12 protein-coding genes are annotated in these 13,624 nt (G+C 69.5%); 5 read left to right on the top strand and 7 right to left on the bottom strand.

The features are described 5' to 3' along the window. The first annotated feature begins 4 nt into the window (after positions 1-4). Positions 5-1,552, top strand: coding sequence for an MFS transporter (locus SKC41_RS25855; protein WP_330980620.1), 1,548 nt, complete (start codon positions 5-7; stop codon positions 1,550-1,552). Here SKC41_RS25855 and ribD read toward each other — a convergent pair. The 4 genes from ribD to fmt all read right to left on the bottom strand — a co-directional run bounded on the left by ribD (position 1,549) and on the right by fmt (position 5,736). After that, positions 1,549-2,538 (bottom strand): bifunctional diaminohydroxyphosphoribosylaminopyrimidine deaminase/5-amino-6-(5-phosphoribosylamino)uracil reductase RibD, encoded by a 990-nt coding sequence (ribD, locus tag SKC41_RS25850; RefSeq protein ID WP_442931805.1) that lies wholly within the window; start codon positions 2,536-2,538, stop codon positions 1,549-1,551. The two genes, SKC41_RS25855 and ribD, sit on opposite strands and share 4 nt — an antisense overlap. A gap of 32 nt (positions 2,539-2,570) precedes the next feature. Continuing rightward, positions 2,571-3,278 (bottom strand): ribulose-phosphate 3-epimerase, encoded by a 708-nt coding sequence (gene rpe / locus SKC41_RS25845; RefSeq protein WP_330980619.1) that lies wholly within the window; start codon positions 3,276-3,278, stop codon positions 2,571-2,573. A 122-nt stretch (positions 3,279-3,400) separates the two neighbouring features. Next, positions 3,401-4,807, bottom strand: a complete 1,407-nt coding sequence (locus SKC41_RS25840; protein WP_330980523.1) for an RsmB/NOP family class I SAM-dependent RNA methyltransferase — start codon at positions 4,805-4,807, stop codon at positions 3,401-3,403. After that, positions 4,804-5,736: a methionyl-tRNA formyltransferase gene (gene fmt / locus SKC41_RS25835; protein ID WP_330980522.1), complete on the bottom strand. Its 933-nt coding sequence runs from the start codon at positions 5,734-5,736 to the stop codon at positions 4,804-4,806. Before fmt ends, SKC41_RS25840 begins: the two co-directional genes overlap by 4 nt. A gap of 153 nt (positions 5,737-5,889) precedes the next feature. Between fmt and SKC41_RS25830 the strand changes: the two genes are divergently transcribed. Further along, positions 5,890-6,708: a class I SAM-dependent methyltransferase gene (locus SKC41_RS25830; RefSeq protein WP_330980521.1), complete on the top strand. Its 819-nt coding sequence runs from the start codon at positions 5,890-5,892 to the stop codon at positions 6,706-6,708. 6 nt (positions 6,709-6,714) lie between these two features. On the opposite strand, the gene SKC41_RS25825 is transcribed toward SKC41_RS25830, so the two are convergent. The 3 genes from SKC41_RS25825 to SKC41_RS25815 all read right to left on the bottom strand — a co-directional run bounded on the left by SKC41_RS25825 (position 6,715) and on the right by SKC41_RS25815 (position 10,193). Next, positions 6,715-7,197 (bottom strand): MarR family transcriptional regulator, encoded by a 483-nt coding sequence (locus SKC41_RS25825; protein ID WP_330980520.1) that lies wholly within the window; start codon positions 7,195-7,197, stop codon positions 6,715-6,717. A gap of 174 nt (positions 7,198-7,371) precedes the next feature. Then, positions 7,372-9,315, bottom strand: a complete 1,944-nt coding sequence (locus SKC41_RS25820) for a primosomal protein N' (RefSeq protein WP_330980618.1) — start codon at positions 9,313-9,315, stop codon at positions 7,372-7,374. A 134-nt stretch (positions 9,316-9,449) separates the two neighbouring features. Beyond that, entirely contained in the window at positions 9,450-10,193 is a 744-nt protein-coding gene (locus tag SKC41_RS25815) for a lysoplasmalogenase (protein ID WP_330980519.1), read from the bottom strand. Here SKC41_RS25815 and SKC41_RS25810 point away from each other — a divergent pair. From SKC41_RS25810 to SKC41_RS25800, 3 genes are read left to right on the top strand one after another with little or no spacing between them, the layout of a single operon-like run. Beyond that, positions 10,192-11,151: an alpha/beta hydrolase gene (locus tag SKC41_RS25810; RefSeq protein ID WP_330980518.1), complete on the top strand. Its 960-nt coding sequence runs from the start codon at positions 10,192-10,194 to the stop codon at positions 11,149-11,151. The genes SKC41_RS25815 and SKC41_RS25810 overlap by 2 nt on opposite strands. 22 nt (positions 11,152-11,173) lie before the next feature. After that, entirely contained in the window at positions 11,174-12,133 is a 960-nt protein-coding gene (locus tag SKC41_RS25805; RefSeq protein WP_330980517.1) for an alpha/beta hydrolase, read from the top strand. Positions 12,134-12,136: 3 nt separating this feature from the next. After that, a complete protein-coding gene (locus tag SKC41_RS25800) occupies positions 12,137-13,618 on the top strand; it encodes a flavin-containing monooxygenase (RefSeq protein ID WP_330980516.1) in 1,482 nt (493 codons plus the stop codon). The last annotated feature ends 6 nt before the right edge of the window (positions 13,619-13,624 follow it).

Below are 13,624 nucleotides of genomic sequence, written 5' to 3'. Positions count from 1 at the left end.
GAGTATGCGAGCAGGACGCGGAATCGCGATCAGCGCGGGCAGCCTCGCCGTACTCCTGGGCGCGCTGGACGCCTACGTCGTCGTCACGATCATGCGCGACATCATGAGCGACGTTCACATCCCGATCAATCAACTGCAGCGCATCACCTGGATCATCACGATGTACCTGCTGGGCTACATCGCCGCGATGCCGCTACTGGGGCGCGCGTCCGATCGCTTCGGCCGCAAGCTGGTGCTGCAGATCAGCCTGGCGCTGTTCATCGTCGGCTCGGTGATCACGGCGCTGGCCGGTCATTGGGGTGATTTTCACCTGCTGATCGCCGGCCGCACCGTCCAGGGCATCGCCAGCGGCGCCCTGTTGCCGGTCACGCTGGCCCTGGGCGCTGATCTGTGGGCGCAGCGCAACCGCGCCAGCGTGCTGGGCGGAATCGGTGCCGCCCAGGAGCTCGGCAGCGTGCTGGGTCCGCTGTACGGAATCTTCATCGTCTGGGTGTTTCACCAGTGGCAGTACGTCTTCTGGATCAACGTGCCGCTGACCTTGCTCGCCATGATCGCGATCCAATTCAGCCTGCCCGCACACCAGCGCGCCGAGGAGCCGGAAAAGGTCGACGTCGTCGGCGGTGTGCTGCTGGCCGTCGCGCTGGGCCTGGCGGTCATCGGGCTGTACAACCCGGCGCCCGACGGCAAGACGATCCTGCCCAGCTACGGATTGCCGCTGGTGATCGGTGCGGTGGTGGTCGGGGTGGTGTTCATCCTGTGGGAGCGCTTCTCCCGCACCCGGCTGATCGAACCCGCCGGGGTGCACTTCCGGCCGTTCCTGGCCGCGCTGGGCGCGTCGGTGGCCGCCGGTGCGGCGCTGATGGTGACCCTGGTCAACGTCGAGCTGTTCGGCCAGGGCGTGCTGCAAATGTCGCAGACGCAGGCCGCCGGCCTGCTGCTGTGGTTCCTGATCGCGCTGCCGATCGGTGCGGTGCTGGGCGGTTTCATCGCGACCCGGATCGGCGACCGGGCAATGACCTTCATCGGGCTGCTGATCGCGGCGTTCGGCTATTGGCTGATTCACTACTGGCGCATGGACGTGATGACCCAGCACCACGACATCTTCGGGGTCAGCCTGCCGCTGGTCCACACCGACCTGCTGGTGGCCGGTCTGGGGCTCGGCCTGGTGATCGGACCGCTGACCTCCGGCGCGCTGCGGGTGGTGCCGTCGGCCCAGCACGGCATCGCCTCCGCGGCGGTGGTCGTGGCCCGGATGACGGGCATGCTGATCGGCGTCGCGGCGCTGAGCGCCTGGGGGCTCTACCGGTTCAACCAGATCATCGCGGGGCTGACCGCGCAGATCCCGCCCGACGCCACGCTGCTGCAACGAATCGCGGCCCAAGCCACCGTGTATTTGCAGGCGTTCGCCCTGATGTACGGCGACATCTTCGCGGCCACCGTCGTCATCTGTGTGGTGGGCGCGCTGTTGGGCCTGCTGCTCGGCAGCCGCAAGGAGCACGCCGAGGAGCCGGAAGTCGCCGAGCCGGAAACGGTGTCACTCGGTGAGCGCTAGCCGCGCTGCGGCACCAGGCTGAGCAGCAAATCCGGGCCGATCCGGTCGGCGCCGTCGAAGCGCCACCGCAACGCCCGCGCGATGGTGGGCACCCCGACGTCGCCGACGGCGGTGACGGGTCCGCCCAGCAGGATCGGCGCGATGTAGGTCAAGATCCGGTCGATCGCGTCTTCCCGCAGGAAGGCGCTCGCCAGCGTGGGACCGCCCTCCAGCAGGACATCGGTGCGGTCCGAGAGCGCCTTGAGCACCTCCAGCGGATCGCGGGTGCGAATCACCATGGTGCGTGAATCGTCGTTGAGAACCTTTGCCTCGGAATGTATTTCGCGCATGCCGACCACGACGCGCAGCGGCTGCTTGTCTGCCAGCGAGCCGTCGGGCAGCCGGGCGGTCAACGCCGGATCGTCGGCCAGGACGGTGCCGGTCCCGACGACGATCGCGTCGGCGGCGGCGCGGCGACGGTGCAGGTCCAAGCGGGCTGCCTCACTGGAAATCCACCGGCTGGTGCCGTCGGCGGCCGCACTGCGACCGTCGAGGCTGCTGGCGTATTTCCATGTCACATGCGGCAATCCGGTCCGCTGCTTGTGTAGCCACTCGCGCAGCGGCCCGCCGGCGACCGCGTCGGCCAGTACGCCGGACTTGACCTCGACCCCCGCCTCCGAGAGCCGGGCCGCGCCGCCGGCGGCGAGCTCGTTCGGATCGGGGACGGCGTATACGACGGCGCGCACGCCGGCATCGATCAGCGCGTTCACGCACGGCGGCGTCTTGCCGTAGTGGTTGCAGGGCTCCAGCGTGACCACCGCGGTGCCACCGACGGCCAGGGCGCCGGCCCGGCGCAGCGCCAGCACCTCGGCGTGGTCGCCACCGGCCGGCTCGGTGCCGCCGACGCCGACAATCTGACCACCGGCATCCAAAATCACCGCTCCGACCGGAGGATTCGGATAGGTGCCGCCCTTGACCAGATACGACTGCTCGATCGCCAAACGCATTGCGGCGTCCAGGCTTTCGACAGGCTGGCCACTCACAGCCGTAGATGCGGCGACGCGGCGACGGCCCGGCGGCGCAGCGCCTCGATCGCGGCCTCGGGGTCCTGCGCGCCGTAGACCGCGGAACCGGCGACGAAGCAGTCGACCCCGGCCTCGGCGGCCTGTTCGATCGTGTCGGCGTTGATGCCGCCGTCGATCTCGACCAGGATCGTCAACTCCCCCGCGTCGACCAGCTTGCGCACGATGCGAACCTTGCTCAGCACCTCGGGGATGAAGCTCTGGCCGCCGAAGCCCGGCTCGACCGACATGATCAGCAGGGTGTCGAACTGCGGCAGGATCTCCAGATACGGCTCCAGCGGGGTGCCCGGCTTGACGCTGATCCCGGCCTTGGCGCCCGCGGCCCGGATATCGCGAGCCACGCCGATCGGATTGTCGGTGGCCTCGGCGTGGAAGGTGACGTTGTAGGCGCCGGCCTCGGCGTAGGGCGGCGCCCACCGGTCCGGATTGTCGATCATCAAGTGGCAGTCCATCGGAATGCGCGTGGCGGCCAGCAGGCTCTCCACCACCGGCAGACCGATCGTCAGGTTGGGCACGAAGTGGCCGTCCATCACATCGACGTGCAGCCAGTCGGCGCCGACCACGGCGGCTGCCTCGTCGGCGAGCCGGGCGAAATCGGCGGCCAGGATCGACGGAGCTATCAGGGGTCCATGGGAAGGGCTAGTGCTGCCAGCCATGTGCGCCAGACTACTGAGGGTGCCGAGGGCGGCGCAGCGCGGCGGCGCTCAGGCCTGTCGGGCCGCCGGGGCGTTACCCCGCGACGCGGCGTAACGCCGCGGCGCTCAGGCCTGTCGTGTCCCCCGGGGCGTTACCCCGCTACGCGTCGTAACGCCGCGGCGAACATCGCGTCGGTGCCGTGCCGGTGCGGCCACAGCTGCACCTGAGGTCCTTGTGCAGATGGCGGGCCCAACTCGACGGGCTCGAACAGCGGCCGGGTGTCCAACGCCTGCACCGGATGACGGCGCAGTGCGTCGGCCACCACGCCTGTGGTTTCGACCAGATGCGGCGAACAGGTCGAATAGAGCACCACGCCGCCGGGGCGGGTCAGCGCGATCGCGGCGGCCAGCAGCTCACGCTGCAGCTTGGCCAGCGCCGGCACATCGGCCGGCTGCCGGCGCCAACGGGCCTCCGGCCGGCGGCGCAGCGCGCCCAGCCCGGTGCAGGGCACGTCGACCAGCACCCGGTCGAAGCCGGGCTCGAGGCCGCTGCGGCGACCGTCGACCCGCAGCACGTCGACGTCGAGCCCGCGGGTGTTCTCGACGACGAGGTCCGCGCGACCCGACGACGGCTCGACCGCGGTAACCCGGGCGCCGTGCTCGACGGCCAGGGCGGCCAGCAGCGCGGTCTTGCCGCCGGGGCCGGCGCACAGATCGAGCCAGCGGCCGGTGTCCCCGTCGACCGGCGCCAACGTCAGCGCCCGCGCCACCAATTGACTGCCCTCGTCCTGAACCAGCGCTCGCGCCTCGCGCACCGCGGCCAGCTGCCCGGGGTCGCCACCCGGCAGGTACACCGCGTACGGCGAGTAGCGACCGACGGTGCCGCCGACCGCTAGGCCCAATTCGGAGGCCAGTTCCGCCGCGCCGAGCACGCCCGGGCGCGCGGCCAGGTGTACCTGGGGTCGTTCGTCGTCGCTGGCAAGAGCCGCCTCGAGTTCACCGGCGTCGGCACCCAGTGCGTCGGCGAACGCCTGGGCGATCCAGCGCGGATGCGCGTGCACGAACGCGGCGTGGCCGACCGGATCGCGCGCCGGGTCGGGGGCCAGCTCGTCCACCCAGGACTTCTCGTCACGCCCGGAGATCGTCCGCAGTACGCCGTTGACGAAACCGGCTCGCGCCGAATCGAATTCGATACCAGCCTGTTCGACGGTGGTGGACACCGCGGCATGCGCGTCGACCCGGGTGCGCAGCAATTGGTAGGTGCCCATCCGCAGCAGGTCGAGCAGCACCGGGTTGATCGCCTCCGGCGGACGTTCGGCGGCGGCGCCGATGACCGCGTCGAGCAGGCCGCGGGTGCGGCAGGTGCCGTAGGTCAGCTCGGTGGCGAACGCCGCGTCGCGTCCGGTGATACCGCGCTCGCGCAGCAGCGCGGGCAGGGCCAGGTTCGCGTAGGCGTCGCGCTCGCTGACGGCCCGCAACACCTGAAAGGTGGCGGCCCGGGCCGGATCCAGTGGCTTGCGTCTTTTGGGCGGCCGGCGCTGATTCGGTGCTGGGCTCATGAGGCCCGCGCGGCGGCGTCGAGGCGGGCGCCGCGGGCCCAGTCGACGGCGTTCATGAGTTTCTTGCCGGGCGGTTGAATCTGGCTCAGCCGCACCGGTTCCGAGCCGGTGCCGACGCGCACGTTCTTGCGGTCCACCTGAATTACGCCGGGCGGCAATGACTCTGGAACATCCGTATCGATGTGCACCGGCCCCAGTTTGATCCGCAGGTCGCCGATCGTCGTCCAGGCGCCCGGGTTGGGTGTGACGGCGCGGATCCGGCGCTCGATCACCGCGGCCGGCAGATCCCAGCGCACCCGGGCTTCCTCGACGGTGATCTTCGGCGCAATGCTGACGCCGTCGGACGGTTGCGGTTGCGGGGTCAGTTTCCCGTCGGCAATACCATCCAGCGTGGCCGAAAGCAGGGCCGCACCCGAAATGGCAAGTCGTTCAAGCAGATCACCCGAGGTGTCCGTCGGCCGAATCGTCTCGGTCACGACGCCGTACACCGGTCCGGAGTCCAGGCTGGGTTCGATCCGAAACGTCGTCGCCCCGGTGATCGCGTCCCCCGCGGCGATCGCGGCCTGGACGGGCGCCGCACCGCGCCAGGCCGGCAGCAACGAAAAGTGCAGGTTCACCCAGCCGTGCGGGGGGACGGCGAGCAAGCCGTCGCGCAGCAGCGCGCCGTAGGCCACCACCGGACAGCACTGCGGTGCGAACTCCGAGAGTTCGGCGACGAACTCCGGCGAGTTCGGCCGCTCCGGGCGTAGCACGGGAATGCCGCGGTCGAGTGCCTCGCGGGCCACCGGTGACGGCTCCGGCTTGCCGCGCCGCCCGGACGCGGCGTCGGGGCGGGTCAGCACCGCAACGACCTCGTGACGAGGTGACTCGATGAGGCGGCGCAGCGCGGGCAGCGCGGGTTCGGGGGTGCCGGCGAAGACGAGACGCACCCGGACAGTCTAAGAACCGCGGTAAGCAAGGCTACTGGCGGACGGATAATTGCGCATGCATACTGTTTCTAGCGGACATACTCACGGCGGCCGGTGCCGCCGACGACAACGACGTCGGGTGCGCAGCTCTGTTCCGAATACCCAGGAGGACTGATGACTCTCGACGTGACCATCCCGGAAGACCTTGCGGCCACCCATCGCGCCATGTGGGCGCTGGGCGACTATGCGTTGATGGCCGAGGAGGTGATGGCTCCCCTGGGCCCGATTCTGGTCGCTGCCACCGGCATTGGCCCCGGTGTCCGGGTGCTCGACGTCGCAGCCGGCTCGGGCAATATCTCGCTGCCCGCCGCCAAAACGGGCGCCACCGTCGTGTCCACCGATCTCACACCGGAACTGCTGGCGCGATCCCAAGCGCGGGCCGCGGCGCAAGGGCTGACGCTGGACTACCGGGAAGCCAACGCGCATGCGCTGCCGTTCGGCGACGGCGAGTTCGACGTCGTGATGTCGGCGATCGGTGTGCAATTCGCGCCCAATCACCAGCTCGCGGCCGACGAACTGGCCCGGGTCTGCCGGCCCGGCGGAACGATCGGCGTGATCAGCTGGACCCCACAGGGTTTCTTCGGCCGGATGCTGGCGACGATCAGGCCCTACCGCCCCAGTCTCTCGCCGGCCGTCGCTCCAGCGGCCCTATGGGGACGCGAAAGCTATGTCGCCGGATTGCTCAGCGATCGCACCCGTCGTGTCGCAGCGGTGCGGGGCATGCTGGAGGTCAACCGATTCGACTGTGCCACAGCCGTTCACGAATACTTCAAGAATCACTACGGCCCGACGATCGAGGCCTACGCCAACATCAGCGGCAATCGGGTGCTGGCCGCCGAGCTGGACGCGCAACTGATCGAATTGGCCGAGGAATACCTGGCCGGTGGCACGATGCGCTGGGAATATCTCCTGTTCACCGCCGAAAAGGTTTGAGGCCCTTCATAGGTCGATGTCGAGGTTGGCGTCGGGCTCTCCGCCGGCCGCGGTGAAGGCCGTCAGGGCCCGCACCAGCCCGTGACGCTCGGCGGCCGGCATCTTCTCGACGATGGCGGCGATTTCGGCGCGTCGATGAGCGGTGACCCGACGCACCACCTCGCGGCCCCGCTTGGTCAGGGCGGCGATCAGCTCACGCCGGGACGTGGGGTGCGGCAGCCGGTCGATCAGCCCGGCGGCGACGAGCCGGTCCACCATGCGTCCGGTGGCCGACGGTTGCACGCCCAGCAGGTTGGCCAGCGTGGCCAGGTTGACCGGGCCCCGGTTGGAGAGGATCACCAGGGTGCGGAACTGTGCGATGGTGATGTTCTCGTCGACCTGCTCAATTGACCGGGCAGACATGCTGACCAGCAACCGCGACGCGGTGAGCAACGCATCGGTGATGACGTCCAGCGACTCGCCGGCTTCCATCGTGTGTTCCGTGGACATCGTGGCTCCCCTTTTTCTAAGGCCGTCGACAGCCTACGAATGCCGTAGGAAGGAACTATTGCTCATGAATACTATCGCTACGGTAGGCGATTCGCCCAGCGAAGCCGAAAACGGTAGGACGACCAGTTCACCAACCTCACGGGTTTGCGTCGCCGGCACGACAGCAAAATCGAGCTAGCCAATCTGCGGCGGGTCGATCTGCACCCGGGCCGGTTCGTGGGATTGCCGGGCGCTGAGCATGCCGACGCCGCGGCGCAGGCTCGCCGCCAACTCCAGACCCTGCTCGCGGCGCACGCGCACCAGCATCCTGATCACCGGGACGCCGGCCGGGGTGCCCGGCGGACGTCGCACCCCGGGCGGCAGCTCGACCGGCCCGAGCTGCTCGGCGCCGGCGGGCAAGTGGGCCTCGTCCAGCAATGCCGTCACCGCGTCGGTGCTGCCGTCGATGGCCGCCATGTGGACGCTGGGTGGCAGCCCGACCTCGCTGCGCGCCGTCAGGTCGCTCTCGGCGTGGCCCACCGGATCCCATCGGATCAGCGATTGCACTGTGGGAATGGATGAGTCGGCGATCACCGTCACCACACCGCCGTCGCCGCGGGCCCGCACCAGCGCCGCCGCACTCATCCAGCGCCACAGCGCATCCTCGGCGGCGCGTAAATCCTGACGGCCCAGCAGTGCCCAGGTGTCGAGCAGCAGCGCCGCGCCATACCCGCCGTCCGCGCGGGGTTCGGCGCCCGGCGTGGCGACCACCAGCGCCGGATGGGCGGCGACCTCGGCCACGATCGCATCGCCCGAGGAGGTGATGACCTGCGTACCGGCGAACGCGCGGCCCAGCTCCTCGGCGGTGCGCCGGGCCCCGACCACCACCGCGCGGACCGCGTCCGACCCGCACCGGGCACACCGCAGCGCCGGCTCGCCGCGTCCGCACCACCGGCATACCGCCGCGGGTCCGCGCTCCTGCAACGAAAGTGGCCCGGTGCAATGCCGGCACCGGGCGATGGCGCGGCAGCGCCCGCAGGCCAGCGACGGGACATAACCCCGGCGCGGCACCTGGATCAGCACCGGCGCCCCCGCCTGAAGCGAAGACCGGGCGGCGCGCAGCGCGATGGACGGAATCCGCGCGGTGCGCGCCGCCGGGTCGCGTTCGTCGGCGTAGCCGGTGTCGTCGAGGGCGACCACCCGCGGCGTGCGGGCCCGCACCACCGGCCGCGTCGCGACGATGTCGTGGGCCCAGCCGCTGCGCACCAGGGCCTGGGCCTCGGCGGTGCGGGCGTAGCCACCGATCAGCGCGGCGCACCGCGCCTGATGCGCACGCAGCATCGCTACCTCGCGGGCATGCGGGTAGGGCGCCCGCGGCTCGGCCAGGCTGTCGTCGGCGTCGGACCAGACCATGACCAGCCCCAGGTCGTTCAGCGGCGCGAAAACCGCACTGCGCGTGCCGATCACCAGCCGCGCCTGACCCCGCAACGCCGCCAGCCAGCGCCGGTAGCGCGCCGCCGGTCCCAGTCCCGCGGACAACGCGACCACGCTGTCCTCGTCGATCCGGGCGGTCGTCGCCAGCCACAGCGCGTCCAGATCCCGCTGATCGGGCACGATCGCCAGCGCCGCGCGCCCGCTGCGGACCGTCTGCGCGGCCGCCTCGGCGAACCGGTCAGCCCATTGCTCCCCCGGCAGCGCCTGCCACACGGCACGCGCTGCCCGCGACTCGACCAACGCGGTCAGGAACTGATCGCCGCGCCCGTAGACCTCCCAACGGGACGGGTCGACGGGCGCCACGACCGGTGGCGGCCCGATCGCCGTGGGTTCCCGCTCCACCCTGGCGTGCCGGGCCGGGATGGCCAGCCGCAACACGTCCGGGCGGGTCCCGGCGTAACGCGCCGCGACGGCATCGACCAGCCGGCGGATCTCCGGGGTGAGCACCGGTTCGGCGGACACGACGCGATCCAGCCAGCCCAGCTTGCCGACGTGGTCGGTGTCGTTGCGGCGCTCCAGCACGAACCCGTCGACCAGACGGCCGTGGAACCGGACCCGCACTCGGACCCCCGGCTGGGCGTCGTCGGATTGCTCGGCCGACACCAGGTAATCGAACTCGCGATCCAGGTGCGGCACCGACAGCATCGGCAGCACCCGGGCGATCGGTTCCACGTCAAGGGGTGCGCGCGGGGTACTCACCGCGCCCTCGAGTCGCCAAAAGTGTTGTCAACCCACATCGTTACCGTCCGTGGCCACACCGTAGCGGCAACCACCGACAGTCAGCCCTCGACAGGCTCGCGGTCATTGTCAGAGGCGGCAACGTCACGACCGAAGAAGAACCCCGCCGTGATCAGGATCAGGGCCGCTGCATACAGCCACCAGATCGGCACCGCCAGGGCCTCATTGCCCAGGATGAACCGGCCGATCGCGATCATCGTGTCCGACCCCATGAAGCACGCCGCCCCCACCGCCACCCAGATCGTCGGCAGCCGGGCCGCTATCGCGGTGCACGCCATCGCGGTCAGCACCACCACGTACACCGTCACCGGGACCGTCAAGTTCTGCGGACCCAGGTGCGGCCAGAACCAGCCCAGCAGCGCGATCGCCGTCACGCACAGCACCGCCATCACCGCGATGCGAGTCCGCGTCAGCGACTCTTTGACCACTAACGGAGCCAGCGCGCCCATGATGCACAGGTGTGCGCACAGAAATGCCGCCAGCCCCAAGACAAATGACATCGTCCACCACGGGATCGCCAGCAGCCAGTCGCCGGTGGCCGAGAGCAGCATGGCGGCCATCAGCCAGCGCCGCTCGCTGACGATCGGATGCGCGAACGCGGCGACGGTCAGCAGCACGGCCATCAACGCCTTGAACGGCGGCTGCAGCACCCAATGCCCGGTGAGCTCGGTTCCCGGTGGGGACTGCACCGCGATCACGGTCAGGTACACGCCGTAGGCGATGCCCGCCCAGCAGGCCGCCACCCAGCAGCCGGCCAGCACGCGGGGTGCGTACGGTACCTCCATGCCCAGCTTCGACAAAGCCGACGAGAAACCTCCTATCGACCCCATCTTGCTGAAGGTACTCGACGCGGTTCCGTTCCGGCTATCCACCGACGACGGCATCGACGCTGCGCGCCAGCGGTTCCGCGATCTGCCGCGCCGGCCGGTGCACCCCGAATTGCGCGTCGAGGACCGCACCATCGACGGCTCGGCTGGTGCTATCGCCATCAGAATCTATTGGCCGCCAACCGATTCCGGTGACGCCATGCTGCCCGTCGTCGTCTACTTCCACGGCGGCGGGTTCGTGATCGGCGACCTGGACACCCACGACGGCACCGCCCGCGAGCACGCGGTGGGCGCCGACGCGATCGTGGTGTCCGTGGACTACCGGCTGGCTCCCGAGCATCCGTATCCCGCTGCGGTCGAAGACGCTTGGGCGGCAACGCAGTGGGTCGCCGAGCACGGTGCCGAGCTGGGGGCCGACACCGATCGGCTGGCCGTTGCGGGGGATTCGGCGGGCGGCAACATCGCCGCGGCGGTCGCCCAGCAGACTCGCGACGAGGGCGGACCGTCGATTGTCTTCCAGCTGTTGTGGTATCCGTCGGTGATGTGGGACCAGTCGCTGCCGTCGTTCGCCGAAAATGCGACCGCGCCGATTCTGGACACCCGGGCGATCGCGCAGTTCTCTCGTTGGTACGCAGGCGATCTCGACTTGTCCAATCCGCCGGTGGGAATGGCGCCGGGGCGGGCGAAGAACCTGGCCGGCCTGCCACCGGCCTACATCGGCGTCGCCGGCTACGACCCGCTGCGCGACGACGGCATCACCTACGGCAAGGCGCTGGCCGCCGCGGGCGTACCCGCCGAGGTGCACAACGCCGAGACGATGGTGCACGGCTACCTCGGCTATGCGGGCGTGGTTCCCGCCGCCACGGCCGGGTCGGACCGGGGGCTCGCGGCGCTAAGGAATGCGCTGTATAGGTGAACAGCGGGCGTACGGTGGACGAATGATTGAGCACACCGCCCGGCCTGAGATCGATCCGACGTTGAAAGCGTTGCTCGATCTGTTCCCGACGACGTTCAACGCGGACGATGGCGTCGAGCTCGCGCGCGAGCGGCTCAAGATGCTCAAGGTGCCGCCGGAATTGGTGCCCGACCTGCGGATTGAAGACCGAACCATCGGCCACGGGGAGCGCAGCGACATTGCGGTCCGGATCTATTGGCCGCCCACGCCGGCCGAGACCTACCCCGTCGTCGTCTTCTTCCACGGCGGTGGCTTTTGTCTGGGCGACCTGGACACCCACGACCACGTCGCCCGCGCACACGCGGTCGGCGCCGAGGCCATCGTGGTGTCCGTGGACTACCGGCTGGCGCCGGAGCATCCGTATCCCGCCGGGGTCAACGACGCCTGGGCCGCGCTGCAGTGGGTCGGCGCGCACGCCGGCGCGCTGGGCGGCGACCCGAGCCGCATTGCGGTGGCCGGGGATTCGGCGGGCGGCAACCTGGCCGCGGTTCTGGCCGTGCTGGCCCGCGACAACGCCGGGCCGGATCTGGTGTTCCAGCTGCTGTGGTATCCGGTAGTGACCGCGGATCTTTCGCTGCCGTCGCACACCGAGAACGCCTTCGCGCCCATCCTGGACCGAGAGGTGATCGAGGCCTTCCTCACCTGGTACCTGCCCCCGGAGATCGACGTCACCGACCCGACGGTGTTGCCCGCCACGCTTGCGCCGGCCAACGCCGACCTGTCGGGTTTGCCGCCGGCCTTCATCGGCATCGCCGAACACGACCCGCTGCGCGACGACGGTGCGCGCTATGCCGAGATGCTCAGTGCGGCGGGCGTTGCGGCGGAGCTGAGCAACGAGCCGACCCTGGTCCACGGCTTCGTCAACTTCGCCCCGGTGATCCCCGCGGCTGCCGCGGCCACCGACCGCGGGTTGACGGCGCTACGGAAGGCGCTGTACCCCTAGCAGATGCAGCCCGACTACCACACCGTGATCGTCGGAGCCGGATTCTCCGGCATCGGCGCCGCGATCAAGCTCGACAAGGCCGGACTCTCCGATTACCTCGTGATCGAGGCCGGCGACGGAGTCGGCGGGACCTGGCACTGGAACACCTATCCCGGGATCGGCGTGGATATTCCGTCGTTCTCCTATCAGTTCTCGTTCGAGCAGAGCCGGCATTGGTCGCGCACCTACGCGCCGGGCCGGGAGCTGAAGGCCTACGCCGAACACTGCGTCGACAAATACGGCATCAGATCGCGGATTCGGTTGAACACCAAGGTCATTTCCGCCGCATTCGACGACGAGCGGGCGGTGTGGCGCGTGCAGACCGATCCCGGGGGAGAACTGACGGCAAGGTTTCTGATCAGCGCCAGCGGCGTGCTGACGGTGCCGAACCTGCCCGACATCGACGGCGTGGACTCCTTCGACGGCATCACCATGCACACCGCACGCTGGGATCACAGCAAGGACCTGACCGGCAAGCGCGTCGCGGTCATCGGGACCGGCGCCTCGGCCGTGCAGGTCATCCCGGAGATCGCGCCAATTGTCGACCAGCTCACCGTATTTCAGCGCACGCCGATCTGGTGCTTCCCCAAATTCGACGTTCCGCTGCCCGCGCCGCTGCGCGCCGCGATGCGCATCCCCGGCGGTAAAGTCGCCCAGCGGCTGCTCAGCCAGGCGTTCGTCGAGCTGACCTTCACGATCGCCGCCCAGTACTTCACCGTCTTCCCACTGGCCAGGCGGATGGGAGTCGCCGGTCGCCGTTACCTGCGTCAACAGGTCGATGACCCGCAGGTGCGCGAGCAACTCACCCCGCAATACGCGGTCGGCTGCAAACGACCGGGCTTCCACAACGGATATCTGGCCACGTTCAACCGGGACAACGTGCGGCTGGTCACCGAGCCGATCGACAAGATCACGCCGGGGGCGGTCGCCACCACCGACGGCGAGAATCACGAGATCGACGTGCTGGTGCTGGCGACCGGTTTCAAGGTGATGGACGCCGACCACATGCCGACCTTCTCGATCACCGGAATCGGCGGCAGCACGCTGACCGAGTTCTGGGACTCGCACCGGCTGCAGGCCTATGAGGGCGTCAGCGTTCCGGGGTTCCCGAATATGTTCTGCGTCATGGGCCCGTACGGCTACGTCGGCTCTTCGTATTTCGCGCTGATCGAGACGCAGACCCACCACATCGTCCGGTGCCTGAAGCGGGCCCGGCGCACCGGCGCGGCACGCGTCGAGGTGACCGAAGCCGCCAACAGCCGCTACTTCGAGGAGATGATGCGCAAGCGGCACCGCCAGATCTTCTGGCAGGACAGCTGCCAACTGGCCAACAGCTACTACTTCGACAAGAACGGTGACGTGCCGCTCCGTCCGGCCACCACGGTGCAGGCCTACTGGCGCAGCCGTCGTTTCGACCTCGAAGACTACCGATTCACCACCGGCTAAGCTGCA

It is taken from the genome of Mycobacterium sp. 050128 (assembly GCF_036409155.1).
Lineage (GTDB): Bacteria > Actinomycetota > Actinomycetes > Mycobacteriales > Mycobacteriaceae > Mycobacterium.
Note: the sequence above shows the minus strand (reverse complement) of the source record. Positions and strands in the feature narration are given on the sequence as shown.